Annotated in this window: 15 protein-coding genes; 8 read left to right on the top strand and 7 right to left on the bottom strand. The window is 43.1% G+C overall.

Features of this window, described 5'->3' with window-relative positions; all coding sequences use genetic code 11:
- Positions 1–124: 124 nt before the first annotated feature.
- Positions 125–376: a response regulator gene (locus IQ276_RS40750; protein WP_228043098.1), complete on the bottom strand. Its 252-nt coding sequence runs from the start codon at positions 374–376 to the stop codon at positions 125–127.
- Between the two features lie 301 nt (positions 377–677).
- Between IQ276_RS40750 and tsaB the strand changes: the two genes are divergently transcribed.
- Positions 678–1,325: a tRNA (adenosine(37)-N6)-threonylcarbamoyltransferase complex dimerization subunit type 1 TsaB gene (gene tsaB / locus IQ276_RS25495; RefSeq protein WP_190881290.1), complete on the top strand. Its 648-nt coding sequence runs from the start codon at positions 678–680 to the stop codon at positions 1,323–1,325.
- Positions 1,326–1,411: 86 nt separating this feature from the next.
- On the opposite strand, the gene IQ276_RS25490 is transcribed toward tsaB, so the two are convergent.
- Positions 1,412–1,621, bottom strand: a complete 210-nt coding sequence (locus IQ276_RS25490) for a hypothetical protein (protein ID WP_190881291.1) — start codon at positions 1,619–1,621, stop codon at positions 1,412–1,414.
- Between the two features lie 486 nt (positions 1,622–2,107).
- Here IQ276_RS25490 and IQ276_RS25485 point away from each other — a divergent pair, with 486 nt between their 5' ends.
- Both IQ276_RS25485 and IQ276_RS25480 read left to right on the top strand, forming a co-directional pair.
- Positions 2,108–3,583 (top strand): NF041680 family putative transposase, encoded by a 1,476-nt coding sequence (locus IQ276_RS25485; RefSeq protein WP_228043575.1) that lies wholly within the window; start codon positions 2,108–2,110, stop codon positions 3,581–3,583.
- A 479-nt stretch (positions 3,584–4,062) separates the two neighbouring features.
- Complete coding sequence (locus IQ276_RS25480) at positions 4,063–4,500, top strand: DUF6918 family protein (protein ID WP_190881292.1); 438 nt, start codon at positions 4,063–4,065, stop codon at positions 4,498–4,500.
- Positions 4,501–4,768: 268 nt separating this feature from the next.
- On the opposite strand, the gene IQ276_RS25475 is transcribed toward IQ276_RS25480, so the two are convergent.
- The 3 genes from IQ276_RS25475 to IQ276_RS25465 all read right to left on the bottom strand — a co-directional run bounded on the left by IQ276_RS25475 (position 4,769) and on the right by IQ276_RS25465 (position 9,829).
- A complete protein-coding gene (locus tag IQ276_RS25475) occupies positions 4,769–9,163 on the bottom strand; it encodes an ATP-binding protein (RefSeq protein WP_235115964.1) in 4,395 nt (1,464 codons plus the stop codon).
- A gap of 136 nt (positions 9,164–9,299) precedes the next feature.
- On the bottom strand, positions 9,300–9,557 hold the full coding sequence (locus tag IQ276_RS25470) for a helix-turn-helix domain-containing protein (protein WP_193924903.1): 258 nt from the start codon (positions 9,555–9,557) through the stop codon (positions 9,300–9,302).
- 107 nt (positions 9,558–9,664) lie between these two features.
- Positions 9,665–9,829: a hypothetical protein gene (locus IQ276_RS25465; protein WP_193924901.1), complete on the bottom strand. Its 165-nt coding sequence runs from the start codon at positions 9,827–9,829 to the stop codon at positions 9,665–9,667.
- A 478-nt stretch (positions 9,830–10,307) separates the two neighbouring features.
- Here IQ276_RS25465 and IQ276_RS25460 point away from each other — a divergent pair, with 478 nt between their 5' ends.
- The 5 genes from IQ276_RS25460 to IQ276_RS25440 all read left to right on the top strand — a co-directional run bounded on the left by IQ276_RS25460 (position 10,308) and on the right by IQ276_RS25440 (position 12,968).
- Entirely contained in the window at positions 10,308–10,733 is a 426-nt protein-coding gene (locus IQ276_RS25460) for a hypothetical protein (protein WP_228043422.1), read from the top strand.
- A 423-nt stretch (positions 10,734–11,156) separates the two neighbouring features.
- Entirely contained in the window at positions 11,157–11,396 is a 240-nt protein-coding gene (locus IQ276_RS25455) for a hypothetical protein (protein WP_193922147.1), read from the top strand.
- Positions 11,384–11,827 carry a type II toxin-antitoxin system VapC family toxin gene (locus tag IQ276_RS25450; RefSeq protein WP_193922149.1) on the top strand — a complete coding sequence of 148 codons (444 nt, stop codon included), beginning with the start codon at positions 11,384–11,386 and terminating at the stop codon, positions 11,825–11,827. The genes IQ276_RS25455 and IQ276_RS25450 overlap by 13 nt, the downstream gene beginning before the upstream one ends.
- Before the next feature lie 179 nt (positions 11,828–12,006).
- Complete coding sequence (locus IQ276_RS41015) at positions 12,007–12,360, top strand: hypothetical protein (protein WP_373690629.1); 354 nt, start codon at positions 12,007–12,009, stop codon at positions 12,358–12,360.
- A gap of 188 nt (positions 12,361–12,548) precedes the next feature.
- The gene (locus IQ276_RS25440; RefSeq protein WP_235115962.1) at positions 12,549–12,968 is read left to right on the top strand and encodes a hypothetical protein; all 420 of its coding nucleotides are present in this window, start codon (positions 12,549–12,551) and stop codon (positions 12,966–12,968) included.
- Between the two features lie 520 nt (positions 12,969–13,488).
- On the opposite strand, the gene murD is transcribed toward IQ276_RS25440, so the two are convergent.
- Entirely contained in the window at positions 13,489–15,033 is a 1,545-nt protein-coding gene (murD, locus tag IQ276_RS25435) for a UDP-N-acetylmuramoyl-L-alanine--D-glutamate ligase (RefSeq protein ID WP_235115961.1), read from the bottom strand.
- A gap of 284 nt (positions 15,034–15,317) precedes the next feature.
- Entirely contained in the window at positions 15,318–17,468 is a 2,151-nt protein-coding gene (gene glyS, locus IQ276_RS25430) for a glycine--tRNA ligase subunit beta (protein ID WP_235115960.1), read from the bottom strand.
- Between the last annotated feature and the right edge of the window lie 88 nt (positions 17,469–17,556).

Raw genomic sequence — 17,556 nt, 5'->3', positions numbered from 1 at the left:
TGCTACGAGATTTCCCAGCGCCGACATTTTTTCACTCTGCACTAATTGCATTTGGGTACGCTGAAGTTCTACGAGTGCTTGTTCTAGATTTTGTTTTTGTTGTTTGAGTTCGTCTTGTGCTTGCTTACGTAATGTAGTCAACAGCTCCCAGTTCAAAACCTGTGACTTTGTTCACCGATTCAGACAGGGCGGTAATAAAGATAATCGGAATATTTTGGGTTTTTGCATTGGCTTTGATGCGCTGGCATGTTTGAAAGCCATCCATCCCTGGCATCATCACGTCCAGTAAAATCAAAGACACAGGAGTATGTTCTAATTGCTGTAAGGCGCTTTCACCACTCGTAGCGATCGCCAAACGAGCCGCACAACTCCACAAAGGAGAAATTACAGTCCATAGCCGGGTGGGTTATGGGCAACATTCACCCTCAAACTACCTCATGTGAATTCGGTATTGCGATCGCTAGGTTAAACAATGTACGATAAACTCCCTAGTTTTAGATCCCCCTAAATCACTCGATAAATTGGGGGACTTTGATTCCGGTTCCCCCCTTAAAAAGGGGAGCCAGCGCGGTCTTGGGGTCTCCCCAAGTGGAGCGACTGGAGTGGGTTAGGGGGGATCTAAAAGTGCCTAAAGTCACAGCGAAACACTTTTCAAACAACCTCTAAATTTATAGTTCATGCTCAATAAAACTGCTACAACAAAATACGCTTTATCACTGCACACTACAACTCCCGAATTAGGCATAGCAATTAGTAATTTTGTAGGCGACACTCGCTCTCAAGTCTGGAATTTGGGGCGTGATTTATCCAGCTTAATACATCAATATTTAATTGAATTTATCAAACCCCAAACTTGGGCGGATTTATCCTTTATCGCAGTTGCAAAAGGTCCTGGTGGCTTTACTGGGACTCGCATTGGTGTTGTCACTGCCCGAACCTTGGGACAACAATTAGATATTCCTGTATTTGCAATTTCCACTTTGGCTGCGGTGGCTTGGTCACAAGCAAGCAAAACCCAAAATCCAAAAACCCTTGCTGTGCAAATGCCAGGACAACGAGGCCAAATTTTTGCTGCTATTTATGAGCTGACACCAGATGCTTCTGGACTCATAGCTTTATTGCCAGATACAGTTATGACCCTAGAAGCATGGCAAGAAACTTTAGCTAATTGGAACACTAGTTATCAGCTGATTGAAGCCCAATCTGGGTTAGCAGCTACAGTAACAAGTATTTTAGAACTAGCTGAACTTGAGTGGCAACAAGGCAAGTCTCCTAATTGGTCAGAAGCTTTGCCTTATTATGGACAACATCCAGTAGAAATTTAAGTAGTACGGATTCACGACGTTTGTAGTCAGCAAAGAAGACGCGGCGACGCGGAAGGGGACGCGGAGAGTTTTGAATAAAAGTTTACTCAATCGTCTAATAAAGTCATTAATGCTTGCAATTCCGAGTCTGGTGACTCTGATAAATGATGCCGCAGCTCTAACAGTTGAGTTTGTAATGCTGTAACTACATTCACCATATTAGATTCTTGTGCGATTTTTAGCTGACTTTCTTTGATTCTGATTTTTCTTAACAGTTCATCTACAGCAGAAATTGAATCATAATCTTGAGAAATCATAGCCTTACACCTACTATAAATTACAGGAGTAAAGTTAAACTTGCTGCTCACACATTGTCTCACATCGTTTAAATTTTAAGTAAAAATTGTACATGCTATTGGCATCGACTTGTCATCAGAGTGATTTTTTGTATTAAAATTATTGCTGCAAATAAACAACACGGTTGACAAAACATTGCTTAATAGTTATTGAGATATAGCAATCCGATTTGATTTCTGAATGACTCGTAGAGGTAAGGGACTGGGGATTGGGGACTGGGGACTGGGGACTGGGAAGGAGGAATAAAGGTGTACTGAGTTTTGTTCAAAAATCAAATATGAGTCCTATATGATTGGACTTTGGACAAAAAGAAGTTTATTCGCGAGTGTGACTCGCGAATAAATGAATGATTAATCTTGTTTATAGTGACGAGCAGAAAAAAGCATAGCCATCAGACCCCCAACAAATAGTAATATCAACTACAAAGTATCTTTGGGTAAATACTGATGGCTATGCCAAAATTTAATAACAATCAATTAATAGCGCAATTTCAAGATTTTAGACAAAAAATTTACAACTGTTTTTCTTCATGTAGCGACGCCTGTATGGATTTGTTGGATGCGCTTGCGGGTAATACGGGAGCCAATTCAATTGCGGAGTTATCTTTAAGTCCTTTGTTTCCCAGAAGCTATAATTCTATTTATAAAGCAATTCAAAAATCATTTAATACAAATATTCAGGAGAAGAACAATGAAGAAGAAGAACAAGAAGAACAAGAAAAACCCAATAACTTAATTAGGGTGGTATCTGAGTTAATTAAGCAACCACAACAACGCCCTTTTTACTTATTCGCTCTTGATACAACACCGCATCCGCGTCCTTACGCGAGGACTTTAGCTGAACGTGGGTATATTTACCAGCCAAATACTATCAAGGGTAACAAACCGATTAATATTGGTCATTCTTATTCGATACTTTCTATCTTACCAGAGAAAGAAACTGGGAATGCCGCCCCTTGGTCAATACCAATATCAGGAGAAAGGGTATCACTTGATAAAACTGGTGTTGATGTGGGTAGTGAACAAATTTCCTCAGTAATGTCTGATTCATCACTGCCCTGGCAGGAAAAATTGTGCGTCTTAGTAGCAGATAGCGCCTATAGTCAGCGTTCATTTCTGTTTGACCAATCCAAACACAAAAATGTGGTAGTGATAGCCAGAGTTCGTAGTAATCGAATTTTCTACCAATCTCCACCCGTTGATGAGTCAAAGAAAAAACGTGGTTGTCCAAAAAAATACGGTGAACGGTTTAATTTAGCTGATGTTGAAACTTGGCACTCTCCCGACGAGACAACACAAATTCAGCAGACAACCTGTAAGGGTCGTCTTTTAAACATCACCATACTCGCTTGGCATCAAATGTTGATGAGGGGAACCAAGCACCAAAAAATGTATTGTCATCCTTTTACTCTGCTCAGAATTCATGTGACTGATGATACTAATCAATCTCTCTGGAAACCAATGTGGTTAATTGTCATAGGTGAGCAACGTGGAGAAATCTCACCTACGGTTGCAAACCATTGCTATAGACAAAGGTTTGATATTGAACACATGCTGCGATTTAGCAAGCAGCGTTTGTTGATGACGCAGTTTCAAACTCCAGATGTTTTGCATGAGGAAAATTGGATACATTTAGTAATCCTAGCTTACGTACAGTTGTGGGCGGCAAGGGAGTTAGCAACACACTTACCCAGGCCATGGGAGCGTTATTTAGAACAAAACAATGATAAAATTGCCACTCCAAGTGTAGTGCAACGCGATTTTCAGAGAATTATTTCAGAGATTGGTACACCCGCTCGTTCTCCCAAAACCAGAGGAAATTCCATCGGTCGAGTTCAAGGTCAAGTTCAAACACAACGAACTAAGCATCCTGTTGTCAAGAAGAAGTCAAAATCAACACTCGCTAAAGTCAAAGCCGCATAAATTTTCTTAGGCTTTAGGCGTTTAACTCAGTCTGACTCAGTTTGTAAAATAACTGGGGTAATTTCTGATGACTAGTTTTTTGTTCGCGAGTGTGACTCGCGAACAAACTTCTTTTTGTCCAAAGTCCAATATATGAGAGTTTTTCATAAAATTAGTATTTGCGATCGCACCACTACTTGCTAGAATTCTCAACAGCTGGTTAAGCATCTCTTGGTGTTTAACCTCAACTTGGGAAATTAGTATAAAATTTGCCAATTTCATGAGAAAAGTTAATTGTATTTACTTAAATTGATTCTTTTGATGTCATAGTAACATTACATAATCAGGTTAGAGCGAACTTCAGACTACCATTGAACAGCACAGCAAGGTTATCTTTAGAACTGAATAATGGCATCTCTGATACCATTTTCTGTAATTTCCTGCTTGCTAAAAAATTAGTCGAATGAAAATTCAGTACTGAAATTCTCAGGAGGAGTGAAATGGGACTTAGCGACGGACTTTTGAACCCAAACAAAAAAGCTGTGGTCGTAGAAGACTGCTGCAAGATGATCGAAACACAGGTTGCATCCAAATCAGGTATCAGCGGCATAGCTCTGAAAGCTGCCTTCGGGGCTTTAAAGGGAGTCAAACCTGGATACATTTCTTATGCTGTTGAACAGCTTTTGCCGGAATGCTTGACGGCGATCGATCCAATCTGGGATGAAGGGATCGAGAAGGGCGACCCAGTAGGGTATGTGATTGCGAATTCCTCATACACAGCAGACGCCCTCTTAGGTGTCACTGACGCGAGGCTTAAAACTGTCAGCCGCCAAATCGTGCGAGGAACCTATGAAAAACTTCGCGGCTCAGCCAAAAAACACGTTGAGGAGGCGGTGCCAGACTTAGCCAACATCATCGATAAGCACAGCAAGGGATGAGGGAGGTGTGGGAGGAGGGAGACAAAGAAATATTTTCTGGGAGCAATGTGATTTTGTGAGATGGGTAAGCAGGGGAGGCAGGGGAGGCAGGGGAGGCAGGGGAAGAGAAACAAATAAATGTATAAGCAATCTGTAACGCTCGTAAAAAATATGCTTATTTGTCTCTTTACTCCCCCTGCTCCCCCTGCTCCCCCTGCTCCCCCTGCTCCCCCTGCTCCCCCTGCTCCCCCTGCTCCCCCATCTCCCCACACTCCCCACTCCCCACTCCCTACTCCCCACTCCTACCAATCAAAGTAGCAATTGCTTTGACCAATTTTTCTGGCTCGACGGGTTTGGATACATGATTTTGAAACCCTGATTCGAGTGCTTGTTGGTGGTTGATTTCTCCTGCATAAGCAGTTAAGGCGATCGCCAAAATCTTTTTACCTTCGTCTGTCTGCAATGCTTTAACTTGGCGCATCAGCATATAGCCGTCTGTTTCTGGCATTCCGATATCACTCACCAGAACATCTGGTTTTGACTGTGCCAAGACTTGTAGTGCTTCCAAAGCGGATGCCGCAGCAGTTACTTTTGCTCCAGCCTGTTCTAGCACGAATGTGTGGAATTCACGGGTATCTACGTCATCGTCTACAACTAAGATTTGGATACCTGTAAGAATTTCTGTCGCAGAAGAAGCATGGGAGCCTGTAATGTTGTTATCTTGTTTTGGGGTTAAATCTTTTTTGATTAGCGGTAGCCTGACTGTAAAACTAGCTCCTTCCCCTTCACCTAAACTTTCTGCCCAAATTGTTCCTCCATGTAGTTCTATCAGATGACGAACAATTGCTAATCCTAACCCCAAGCCACCAAATTTTCGGGTTGTGGTGCTGTCAGCTTGACGAAAATATTCAAACACATAAGGGAGGAAGTCGCCGCTGATCCCCTTACCTGTGTCGCTGACAGTAATCTCAGCTTGAGTGTCAACACGCTGGAGTTGAATCTCAATTTTTCCTCCTTGGGGAGTGAATTTTACAGCATTCGATAACAAATTCCAGATTACTTGTTGTAAACGACCGGAATCACCCAAAACTTGCTCCACAGAAGTATCGAGGGTTTTATGAATTTGAATATTTTTAGCTTCTGCTGCCAAACGCACTGTTTCCAATGCCCCATCAATCACAAGTACTAGGTTGACGGGAAACATGTTGAGGCTGAGCTTGCCTTGTAAGATCCGCGAGACATCGAGCAAATCTTCAATGAGTTGAGCTTGTAATTTAGCATTACGTTCAATGGTGGCGATCGCTTTTTTCATTGCGGCTTGATCAAATTCACGGGTTTGTAACAAATTCGCCCAACCGAGAATCGGATTCAGGGGCGATCGCAATTCATGGGAAAGCACCGCTAGAAACTCATCTTTGATGCGGTTGGCTCTTTCGGCTTCGGTTCTAGCAGCTTGCTCAAGTTGTAGCAGGCTCGTGCGTTCTGACTCTGCTGCCTTGCGTTCGGTAATATCAATACACGAACCGATGTAGCCCAGGAAGTCTCCTTCGGGTGTAAACCTGGGTACGCCTACATCAAAAATCCAGCGATATTTGCCATCAAAGCGCCTGAGTCGATATTCTATTTCAAACCCTTGACAGGCATCAAAGGCATTCGAGTAAGTATCTGAGCAATATTGGAAATCGTCGGGATGCACCCCTTGAGTCCAACCATTGCCCATCTCTTGCTCGATGGTTCGCCCGGTGAAGTCCAGCCAAGTTTTGTTAAAATAATTACATAATTTATCAATACCAGACATCCAAATCAACGTCGGTGCTGAATCTGCCATTAGCCGAAAGCGTTGCTCACTCTCTCTAAGTGCTTCTTGGGCTTGTTTGCGTAGGCGCAGTTCTTCGTAGACATCACTAATGTCTGTAACAAAAATTGATACGCCCTCAGCAAAAGGATAGATCCGATTCTCAAACCAGCGATTCCATCTAGGATAGAAGTATTCAAAGCGAACCACGGTCTGTTCGGCGATCGCTTGATGAACTTGGGTATAAAACTCACTTTCCACCAGATCTGGAAACACTTCCCAAATGCTCCTACCTAGCAACTCTTCCTGGGAAAAGCCCACAACTTCTGCTACTTGCTCATTGACAAAGCTATAACGCCACTGGCAATCCAACACAAAGAACTGGTCTTGAATACCAGCTAAAACTGTCTCTAGGTGTGCTTTTGCGACTTCAGCCTCAATCCGTAGCTCTTGTTCGCGTTGCATTGCCTCCTGTCTCAGACCAGCCATTTTTAAGGCTGCTTCTACGCGCACCAGCAATTCCCGGGCAGAGAACGGTTTAATCAGGTAATCATCAGCTCCCGCTTCTAAACCTTCCACCCGTGCCTCTTCTCCTGCCCGTGCCGACAGCAAAATAATGGGAACTTTTCTTGTCTGCGGATCGGCTCGTAATGCTTGCAGCAATCCAAAACCATCTAAAGCAGGCATCATCACATCCGTCAGAACCAAGTCTGGCAGACGCTCCCGAGCAGAATCCAAAGCAGCTAAACCATCCGGCACTGCTTCCACCTCATAGTGCTGACTTAACAATCGCTTGACATAATCGCGCATATCAGCGTTGTCATCAGCTAGGAGAATGCGGGCAGTTCTGGGCAGAGGGGCAGAGGGGCAGAGGGGCAGAGGGGAAATTAGGCTCTCCTGCTCCCCTGCTCCCCTGCTCCCCTGCTCCCCTGCCTCTTCCGGTAACCAACGCAGAGCTTCTTCTAAATAAGGTGCTGCACCTAAGGCGGTTGAAGTTAAGGTTCGAGTGGCACTAATGCGGTCTGGAGGCAAATGAGCATATCCTGTAGGAATTAACACAGTAAAACAACTGCCTGCCCCTAAAACACTGGTTACTTCGACTGTTCCACCATGCATTTTCACCAATTCTTGCACAAGGGACAATCCAATTCCCGACCCTTCAAAAGTTCGTCCTTGCGCTCCTTTGACGCGGTGAAATCGTTCAAACAGGTGGGGGATTTCTCCTGCTGGGATACCGATTCCGGTGTCTCGCACTGACAATTCGACGAATGCAGAGGGGGGAGAAGAGGACGCGGAGAGTGTTTGTGATAAATAATTCCCTGCATCTCCATGCCCCCATGTCAGAGCGTCCTCTTTCCCCGCGTCAGAGCGTCCCCGCGTCAGAGCGTCCTCTTTCTCTACCCACTGCAAACTTACTGCAATTTTTCCTGCCAAGGTGAATTTGAATGCGTTAGACAGTAGGTTAAAAACAATTTTTTCCCACATTTGGCGATCTACATACACTGGTGCTGGCAGGGGAGGACAATTAACTGATAATTGCATTCCTGCTCGTTCGATCGCTGAACGAAATACACTAGCTAGTTCGGCGGTGAAAATGGCAAGATCGGTGGGTTCGTATGAAGCTTGAACCCGTCCAGCTTCAATGCGCGAGAAGTCTAGCAGGCTGTTAACTAGTTTTAATAAGCGTAGTCCATTACGTTGCACCATTTTTAACTGCTCTTGTTCCTTGGGTGGTAGCAGGTTGGCACAATTAGCTAAGGTTTCTTCTAGTGGCCCCAACATTAGAGTTAATGGGGTACGGAACTCGTGGCTGACGTTGCTGAAGAAGACAGTTTTGGCGCGATCTATTTCTGCTAAAGCTTCGGCGCGTTTGCGTTCTTGTTCGTAAGCTTGGGCGTTGGCAATGCTAGCTGCGATTTGAGCTGCAACTAGTTCCATGAATCCTTTATAGTTGTCGTCAAACAGCCTGAAGGGGTTTAAGCCAGCAATTAAGATGCCAGCTTTGCCTGTTTGACCGGATGGTGAGATGGGTACAGCCACTGCTTGATGTGGCGTTCGCTCCCATACACCACAAGGCAAGTTGCCAAAATCTCCTTCTAAAATTTTAATCAACTTTGTTTGATGGGTGGCGATCGCCTCCGCAAAAGGCCAAACTGTATCAGAATCAAAAGCAACTGTTTGGGGAACTGCTATATGGTTTGGCTCAATGCCGCATGTTCCAGCCAGAAAAACTTGCTGTTGATCTGGATCGACCAAATAAATCATGGCAAAGGGTAAGTCGTAAGGGTTGGTTTCCAAACAACTCGCACTCAGCGTACAGGCTTCATCAAATGTCCGTGCATCTGCTGTTCTAGTTGCTAACTCCCGTAACAATTTTAACTGACGCTCACCAATGATGCGTTGTGTGTCGTCTGTGTTGGCGCAGATGATCCCACCTGTGTCACCCTCATCATTGGGAACCGGGCTATAGGAAAAAGTATAATAGGTTTCCTCTGGGTAGCCGTTACGCTCCATAATTAGCAGTAGCGCTTCGTCGTAAGTGCCCTCGTTTTTGAGCATCGCTGATTCTGCTCTCGGCGCAATCTGATCCCAAATCTCCCGCCACACATGGGAAGCTGGCTGGCCGAGTGCTTCTGGGTGTTTGCCGCCAATAATAGCTTTGTAAGGATCGTTGTAAAGGTTAATGAGTTCGTCGCCCCACCAAACAAACATCGGTTGGCGAGAAGTCAGCATAATCCGCACCGCAGTTTTCAAACTTTGCGGCCAACGTTCTGTTGGGCCAAGAGGGTTTTTCGACCAGTCCAGTTCTCGCATCCGCGCACCCATTTCATCGCCACCGAGAAGAAAATTACCGTCGGCGTTGCTTGCTGACGTTGACTCGTTTTTCATTGGTTTCTCAGGGTTAGTCATGGGTCGGGTACAAAACTACAGTTGTGGACATCTGCTGGTCAAAATCCTTTTTTAGTTGAGCCAAAACATTATTGAGTGGGGGTTTTGACTGGGAACTCAGCAGCGTAAAACAAGCCTACTCTTTTTCTTGAAAGTATGTTGCTTGAAGAATTTTACCCCGATCGCCCAACTCATTGAGTAGGATACTAATACGCTGCATTGCCAAAGGAGAAGGTGTGGCGCGTCCATTTTCCCAACGGTTGATTGTCGGGAAAGTGACACCAAACTCGGCAGCAAATTTTTCTTGAGACAGATTTAATTCTTGCCGCAGGGCACGAATTAGTTTGCCAATATTGGGTTGTTTTGCCACAAGTAGGCTTCTACTGTGAGGCATATAAATTAAACTTCATAAAGCTCTAGATATTTAATGTTTTACGATAGAGTCTTATTTGCCGTCAATTATTCTTCAGATAGAGATTGTGATTTCAGGAGTTTTTTTAATTAATTAGGATAGACGAGCCGATATAGTGCGATCGCTACCCAAAATTCTATGCCAAAACTCATCAACAGCCAAATAGAGCCAAATTTGGCAGCAAAACAAGCTTTATTTCTAACTTGGAAATTTAGTTTATCTACTTGACTTTGCTGAATTTTTTTGTCAATCATTACCTGAATTTAGCGATTTATTCAGACAGATATAGGACTCATATTTGATTTTTGAACAAAACTCAGTACACTTTTATTCCTTCTTCCCAGTCCCCAGTCCCCAATCCCCAGTCCCTTACCTCTACGAGTGATTCAGAAATCAAATCGGATTCCTATAATTTACCATTAATTTAATTTATGGTTTTAACAACCAAGAGCATTTGATTATATTTCAAAACTTGTTTATTATCAAATTACGAAAAATTTTCAATGACAAAATTTATTTGATACCCAAAAACAACAGATTATTCCAAATTAACAACGACTGTTACCAATAAAATTTAACCCAAGATTCAGTCATCATTTCCTTAAATAAGTCGGAAGTCGGAAGTCGGAAGTCGGAAGTATGGTTTTGTGATGGGGATTTAGACCCCAACACAAAACAAGCAACCCATAGGGTATGGGGTTTTAAACCCCTTTTAGCAAGGATAAAAAACTAATGCGAAATTCTCCAAATAAGATCTATGAACTAGATGCAATTTCCAAACAAGCTTTGAGTCAGAAAACAATCAAGCTGTCTCAAAGCGATATAGAAATTAGCACTCCAGCTTTGTCTAGAAACTTCCTAACTGCAATGGGCATCAAATTTTTCCAAACTACTGTAGTATTATTAGTACTTTTGATCGAGTTAGCAGTTGCTTCTCCCACTTGGGCAAAAACAGCACCATCTCCTGACTACTTTGAAGTAGGTCAAAAAGTCATTTGGCTTTACAAGGCTCGTGGTGATTCTACTGATATCCAGAGAATTCCCGCAGAAGTAGTCAAATTAGGTTCCAAGGAAGTGCAAATCAAGGTACACAAAAATAAAAACGAATTTGTGAATCGTTGGGTAAATCCAAACAAGCTGGAAAATTCTCAACAATAGGGACAAAAGTAACATCAAAAACAATACAGTTCAGATTAGCCAAAAACCCTCATGTAGAGACGCGATTGATCGCGTTTTCCACCACCAATTATCTGTTTGAGGACTAACCCTTTCAAGGTTATCCTGATCGATTCAAACAATCTTTGCAACACATCGATTGTAGGGGCGCACAGCTGTGCGCCCCTACCCAGGGTATTTATCGCATTCTTTTTTCCAATTGGTATTATCCTCAAAATTACGAGTAAAAATTTTGACTAAAAACACGCTATTATTACTGATGCCTCCATTGGAATTGGTTAAGAACACCTGCCTATTTTGAACCCAAAATACCAAAGGTAACGACAAAATCAAAAACGGTAATGTAGGACAATGGAAAAAAGAATAATCTCGCCTAGAGTATTAAAAAATGTTGAGGAAAAAGCCATGCAATCAGCTTTACGTATCACAACCAAAGTTTTACCAGGAAACAAAATAGAAATTGAAATTCCAGAAGCTGAAATTGGCGATAGCGTTGATGTCTTTGTGATTTTACCAGAAAAAGCTGAACCAAAAGGTCGTTCTGTACTCGATATTATAGAAGAAAGCCGTAGGAGACACCCTTCTCGAACTGCTGAGGATATAGACAGACAACTACAAGATGAACGCTTATCATGGGAAAGCTAATACTTCCAACAAATGGCTCTATTTATATAGATACTTCGGTGGTTATTTATACTATTGAAGGTATTCCAGACTATTATTCTTTGCTGCAACCATTATGGTCTAAGTTTTACGCAGGAAAAATTCAAATCATTAGCAGCGAACTAATATTAATGGAGGTTTTAGTTGTTCCATTGCGTAATGGTAATAATTCTTTAGTAGCAGACTATGAAGAACTATTATTATCATCTCAAGTGAAATTAATTCCTATTAGTCAATCAATACTGCGACAATCTGCTAATCTTCGGGCTACAAGTAACCTCAAAACACCCGATGCTATTCATGCTGCAACAGCTTTATCTGTTAGTTGTAACCAATTTATTACCAACGATAAAGGCTTTCGTAATGTTCCTGGTTTACCTGTTGTTATCCTCAGTGAAGTTTTAGCATCTTGAACAATGCCTACCCACGATATTATAGACAGTAGCCATTAAAAATATTTGTAAAATTAACAACATTTTTCTCAAAATATTCTCATAATCCCTGATAGTCAATATTCGCATCCTAATCAGGTGCTAGATACTCGACTTTTTTTGAGGGTGAAAAATAAGCCAAAGCCCAAAATTTACTAGCGATCGCAATATTCGGGTACTCCAACACAATATTTGGGTACTCCAACACAGTATTTGGGTACTCCAACACAGTATTTGGGTACTCCAACACAGTATTTGGGTACTCCAACACAGTATTTGGGTACTCCAACACAGTATTTGGGTACTCCAACACAGTATTTGGGTACTCCAACACAGTATTTGGGTACTCCAACACAGTATTTGGGTACTCCAATACGGTATTTGGGTACTCCAATACAGTATTTGGGTACTCCAACACAATATTTGGGTACTTCAACGAAATAGACTTCTTGCATAAATATATTTTTATCTTACGCAGAGGCGCAGAGAAGGAACGCAAAGAAGGATTTTGGTAAAATATTAAAATTTTATACTTTATAACATAAAATTATTCAGTGAAATTATTGAATAAATATTAGATTTGACAGTAGACAATACTGTATTTTTCGTTGTTTTTGCTCAGGGCAATGGAGATGGCAGATGGCTAGAGTGGAAACACAAGTTTGTATTAATTTTCACATAATCTTTGGGAGCAGACGCATATATGGCAAGATTAAAACGCAGTTCTCAGGTATTGGATAAGGCAACACGACGGATTGCGGGGATGCAATCGATTAGTGAAACGCTGGAATTTGGTGATGGGTTGAGTGTGGCGGAGTATGAGAAGCGAATTCAAACCTTGCAAACGAAACTATCGAGCTACAACAAGATGCTTTCTACCCTGGATGAAGCAGGGGGGCAGATTGAATTACTAGAGGAAGATTTGAGCAGTTATTCGGAAAGGATGTTGATGAGTGTGGGGACGCGCTACGGCAAAAACAGTTTGCAGTATGTGCAGGCGGGGGGAAAGCGACGCCAGAGTAATAAGCGTGCATCGGCTACTGCACCGACTACAACCGCGATCGCACCAAATGTAGAGAAGGCAACGACGAATGGCAAAACTACGAAGACAGCAGTAAATTAACGTGAGTTCGAGAGATTCCAAAGAACCCCGCTTCAATTTCTCTCCCCATTTCGGCTACCGTGTATATACAAGTTAGTTAGTAAGGGCACGGCAGTGCCGTGCCCCTACGAAAAATCTATCTGTATCAAGGTTTTAGTGAAATGGTATTAGGCATTGACAGGAAATAGCAAACATGGATGATTCAAAAACCACATCTTTCGTAGGGGCACAGCACTGCTGTGCCCTTTATTGAGGACTTCGCTACCCCTGCACTCGTAAAGACTCGGCAAATCGCTACTCTATCGCCCTAACAAGTTATACCGTTTCACTTTAATTATGATACAAATACGTTGGTAGGGGCACGGCATTGCCGTGCCCCTACGCGAAATCTATATGTATCAGGGTTTTAGTGAAATAGTATTACAGCAGTTTTCATGTATTTGAAGCACATCTGTCGTGAGGGCACAGCAATGCTGTGCCCCTACCGTGTGGTCTATTTACCTGAAAATAGCTGTAAAAAACAATGCTTAACGCCTTTGAACTATAGACTAGAATTTTCCAAGTCTGCAAGTTCTACTTTACTGGACTTGGAGTTTTCCACCCAAGCAAGACACAACTGACGGAAATTATCGCCCCGCACCTCAAAATTTGGGTACTGATCGAAACTCGCGCAAGCAGGAGATAGCAGCACTACAGATGCTTGATACTGCTTAGCTAATTGGGCCGATCTGGGGATTGCCCTTTCCATAGTTTCCACAATTTCGTAAGTAGAATACCCTACTTCTTGCAGCCGTTGGGCAAATGCCGGCGCAGCAGAGCCAATTAATAACACAGCAGCAGCTTTGCTTTGAATTTGTGCTAGCCAAGCAGTATCATCACCTGCTTTCGCTTCTCCACCAGCAATTAAAATCGCTGGACTGTTCACCGATGTCAAGCCAACTTCCGCAGCATCGTAGTTAGTGGCTTTGCTATCGTTAATAAAATCAATACCTTCCCAAGTGCAGATATGTTCCAAACGATGAGCAACCCCAGGGAAGTCACTAATTGCACGAGCGATCGCATCGCTATTAATTCCCGCCAACCGCGCCGTTGCTACCGCCATCAAGAGATTTTGCTGGTTATGTTCTCCCACCATCCGCAAAGCTGATACTTTCACAATTGGTTCTGGTGCAGAGGTAGCAGTTAACTTTTCCACAACCCAGCCATCTTCAATATAAAAGCCTTTTTCGCTAATCAGGAAATCTTTTCCTTTGACACTCGTCCAATAAGCATTCGGCCAAGCACTCAAACCTAACTTGCTCAAGTAAGCATCATCGCCATTAAATACTTGCAACTCAGACTGCCGTAATAACTTAGCTTTGATGTTGTAATAATTCTCTAAAGTTTTATGCCGCGCCAGATGATCCGGCGTGAAAGTCGTCCAAACACCGATGCGAGGTGCAAGAGACGTTGAAGATTCTATTTGATAGCTGCTAATTTCGGCAATTATCCAATCGAGTGAAGAAGATGAGGGGGATGAGGGGGATGAGATAAAATTTTCTACCTTATCTCCCTTATCTCCCTCATCTCCCCCCTCTCCCTCATCTCCCTCATCTCCCCCCCTCCAAGACAAGGCGACTTCACAGGCGGCGTAGCCAATGTTACCGCAAGCTGGTGCGTCTAAGTCTGCTGCTTGGAAAATGGCAGCAATTAAAGCTGTGGTGGTAGTTTTGCCGTTAGTGCCGGTAATTCCTACCCAAGGTAGAGGTTGCAAATGTCGCCAAGCGAGTTCCATTTCGCCGATGGTTTCAATCCCTAGTTTGCTTGCCTGATTTAATACAGGAATATCCCAAGGCACGCCGGGACTAACAACTATTAATTCTGGTAAATTAGCACCATTCAAATCTGGGGATTGACCTAATTTAACGGCTATTTGTTCGGCAGCGAGTTCTTGTTGTTGTTGCAGAAAGGTGTCGGAGGTGTTGCGTTCTGCTAAGCTCTCTGCACTAGCGGAATCGCTCAGTTCCACCTCCCAACCTTCCCGTTTCAACAATCTCGCCGCAGCAACACCGGACTTTCCCAATCCTATTACAGTAGCTCTAGGCATAGATTGCAGCAGAGGTCCCTGGTTAAGCACTCCTAATACTAACGTTTATTGGCAAAAATTACACAACTTTTTGTTGACCGATGCTACAGATTTTTGACCAAGCCCCGTTGGGGCGGGAGTAGGGAGTAGGGAGTGGGGAGTGTGGGGAGTGTGGGGAGATGCAAAAGTGTGGGGAGATGGGGAAGTGTGGGGAGATTAGAAAAAAGCTTCCTAACCTCCCACACGTCCCACACCTCCCTCACCTCCCCATCCTCCCACACTCCCCACTCCCCACTCCCTACTCCCTACTTGTTGACGATCGCCCCAAAATCAGCCAAAACACGGGCGTGATTGCGAACTAATCCCAACAGATGTAATCGATTACGCTTAATTTCTGGATCGGAATCCATTACTAAAACGCTATCTGGTCCGTCAAAGAAGTTACTAACTGTGGGAGCAATTTTTGTTAAGGCTGCTACTAACAGTTGATAATTTCTGTTTTCTTGTGCGGCTTGAGTTTCTGGCACTAAATCAACTAAGGCGTTATACAAAGCCACTTCCGAAGGCTTTTGGAATAGTTCTTCACGGATTACGGCTGTGGGTTCTAGCTGTTTTGTATCCAAGTCACCTTGGGCGGCTAAGCGTGTGGAACGGTTAACAGTTTCATAGATGCTATCTAAAGTGCCGTTGTTACGAATTTGTTGCAGATATAAGGCGCGATCGCGTACATCTAATAAATCCTTTAATGCCCGTTCTGTATATTCTGGATCGTTTTCTCCCAAAACTGCATTTACCAAGTCATAATCAATCTGTTTTTCTTCTTGCAACAAAGTACGGATACGTTGTAAGAAAAATTCTTGTAATGCTGTGGTTAATGATGCCAGATCTTTCTGATATGTTGCTGCAAAATTCGTGGCTATTTGCAACAGTAAATCATCTAATTTTATTGGTAAATTCGCAAACCAAGTAATTTTCACCACTGCATTGGCAGCACGGCGCAAAGCAAAGGGATCGGAAGAACCGGAAGGAATTAAACCTAAACCAAAGATACTCACCAAAGTATCTAATCTATCCGCTAAACCGACTACTTGACCTGTGAGTGTTTCAGGTAAATTATCACCGGCTCCCGTTGGCAAGTAATGTTGAAAAATTGCCTTTGCAACTTCGCTATCTTCACCACTGGCTAAGGCATATTTTTCTCCCATAATGCCTTGCAATTCTGGGAATTCATACACCATTTGGGTGACCAAATCGGCTTTACATAATAAAGCAGCACGGTGGATTTTTTGGCTTTGATTTGCTGCTAATTCTAATTGACTAGTTATTTGCTCGGCAATCTTAACTACTCTATCTACCTTGACACGTAAAGAACCCAATTCTTCTTGGAAAGTGACTGTTTCTAACTTGGGTAAAAAGCTATCTATTGGCTTCGTTAAATCAGCTTCGTAGAAAAATCTGCCATCAGCTAATCTGGCACGAATTACCCGCTCATTACCCACGGCAACAATATCTGATTTTTGGGGATCAGCGTTAGAAATGGTGATGAAATTCGGCAATAATTCTTGTTCTAAACTACCTGATTTAAATACAGGAAAGTAACGCTGGTGAGTAACCATAACTTCTGTAACTACCTCAGTCGGTAATTCTAAAAATTCTGGTTCAAATTTACCGACAACTGCGGAGGGATATTCTACCAGGTTGGTTACTTCTTTTAGCAAATCAGGGTAAATTACTGTATGTCCACCTAACTTTTCTGCTACTGTATTTACTTGTTCTGTGATTAAATTTGCCCGTTCTGCTGGGTCAACGGTAACAAAGGCAGATTTGAGGGTGGTAACATAATCTGTAGCTTGGGCAATTGTTACAGATTCAGGATGTAAGACGCGATGACCTTGGGAAATGCGATCGCTCTGAATCCTTTTAGAACCATTCACCAACTCTAAAGGCAGCACCGTATCATCTAACAAAGCCACCAGCCAGCGAATTGGTCGAGAAAACCTCGCATCGCCATCACCCCAACGCATCAATCGCTTACCTTCCAAGCCCCAAATCCACTGGGGAAAAAGTTCTGTCAAAATTTCCGCCACCGGACGACCGGGAATTCTTTTTTGCACAAACACAAAATCCCCTTTGTCAGTGGGGCGAACAGACAGCGCATCTACTTCCACGCCTTGCTTTTTGGCAAAGCCTACTGCTGCTGGTGTCGGCTGACCATCTTTAAAGGCGGCTTGGGCGGGAGGCCCTTTAATTTCTTCTTCTCGGTCTGGTTGCTGAGATGGTAGACCTTTAATCAATACCGCCAAACGCCGGGGAGTGCCGTACACCTCAACACTTTCGCCCTTGAGGCTATTTGCTTCCAAACTCCGGGGAATGCGCTCTTGCCATTGCACTAAGGCATCACTGAGAAAACTTGCAGGTAGTTCTTCTGTACCAATTTCTAATAAAAACGCAGGCATAGGTCACTGTTTTCAACTTTGCGTAGCTCAACTTTATCAGAAAATTGGGTTTAAGACCCCGTGCTTCTAGCACGGCTTTAATTTACTA

Origin of the sequence: Desmonostoc muscorum LEGE 12446 (genome assembly GCF_015207005.2) — a bacterium.
Lineage (GTDB): Bacteria > Cyanobacteriota > Cyanobacteriia > Cyanobacteriales > Nostocaceae > Nostoc > Nostoc muscorum.
Note: the sequence above shows the minus strand (reverse complement) of the source record. Positions and strands in the feature narration are given on the sequence as shown.

What these genes read in the sequence shown, in the direction of transcription:
- tsaB (WP_190881290.1), top strand. Translation starts at nt 678, where the DNA reads ATGCTCAATAAAACTGCTACAACAAAATACGCTTTATCACTGCACACT.
- IQ276_RS25490 (WP_190881291.1), bottom strand. Translation starts at nt 1,621, where the DNA reads ATGATTTCTCAAGATTATGATTCAATTTCTGCTGTAGATGAACTGTTA.
- IQ276_RS25485 (WP_228043575.1), top strand. Translation starts at nt 2,108, where the DNA reads ATGGCTATGCCAAAATTTAATAACAATCAATTAATAGCGCAATTTCAA.
- IQ276_RS25480 (WP_190881292.1), top strand. Translation starts at nt 4,063, where the DNA reads ATGGGACTTAGCGACGGACTTTTGAACCCAAACAAAAAAGCTGTGGTC.
- IQ276_RS25475 (WP_235115964.1), bottom strand. Translation starts at nt 9,163, where the DNA reads ATGAAAAACGAGTCAACGTCAGCAAGCAACGCCGACGGTAATTTTCTT.
- IQ276_RS25470 (WP_193924903.1), bottom strand. Translation starts at nt 9,557, where the DNA reads ATGCCTCACAGTAGAAGCCTACTTGTGGCAAAACAACCCAATATTGGC.
- IQ276_RS25465 (WP_193924901.1), bottom strand. Translation starts at nt 9,829, where the DNA reads ATGATTGACAAAAAAATTCAGCAAAGTCAAGTAGATAAACTAAATTTC.
- IQ276_RS25460 (WP_228043422.1), top strand. Translation starts at nt 10,308, where the DNA reads ATGCGAAATTCTCCAAATAAGATCTATGAACTAGATGCAATTTCCAAA.
- IQ276_RS25455 (WP_193922147.1), top strand. Translation starts at nt 11,157, where the DNA reads ATGCAATCAGCTTTACGTATCACAACCAAAGTTTTACCAGGAAACAAA.
- IQ276_RS25450 (WP_193922149.1), top strand. Translation starts at nt 11,384, where the DNA reads ATGGGAAAGCTAATACTTCCAACAAATGGCTCTATTTATATAGATACT.
- IQ276_RS25440 (WP_235115962.1), top strand. Translation starts at nt 12,549, where the DNA reads ATGGCAAGATTAAAACGCAGTTCTCAGGTATTGGATAAGGCAACACGA.
- murD (WP_235115961.1), bottom strand. Translation starts at nt 15,033, where the DNA reads ATGCCTAGAGCTACTGTAATAGGATTGGGAAAGTCCGGTGTTGCTGCG.
- glyS (WP_235115960.1), bottom strand. Translation starts at nt 17,468, where the DNA reads ATGCCTGCGTTTTTATTAGAAATTGGTACAGAAGAACTACCTGCAAGT.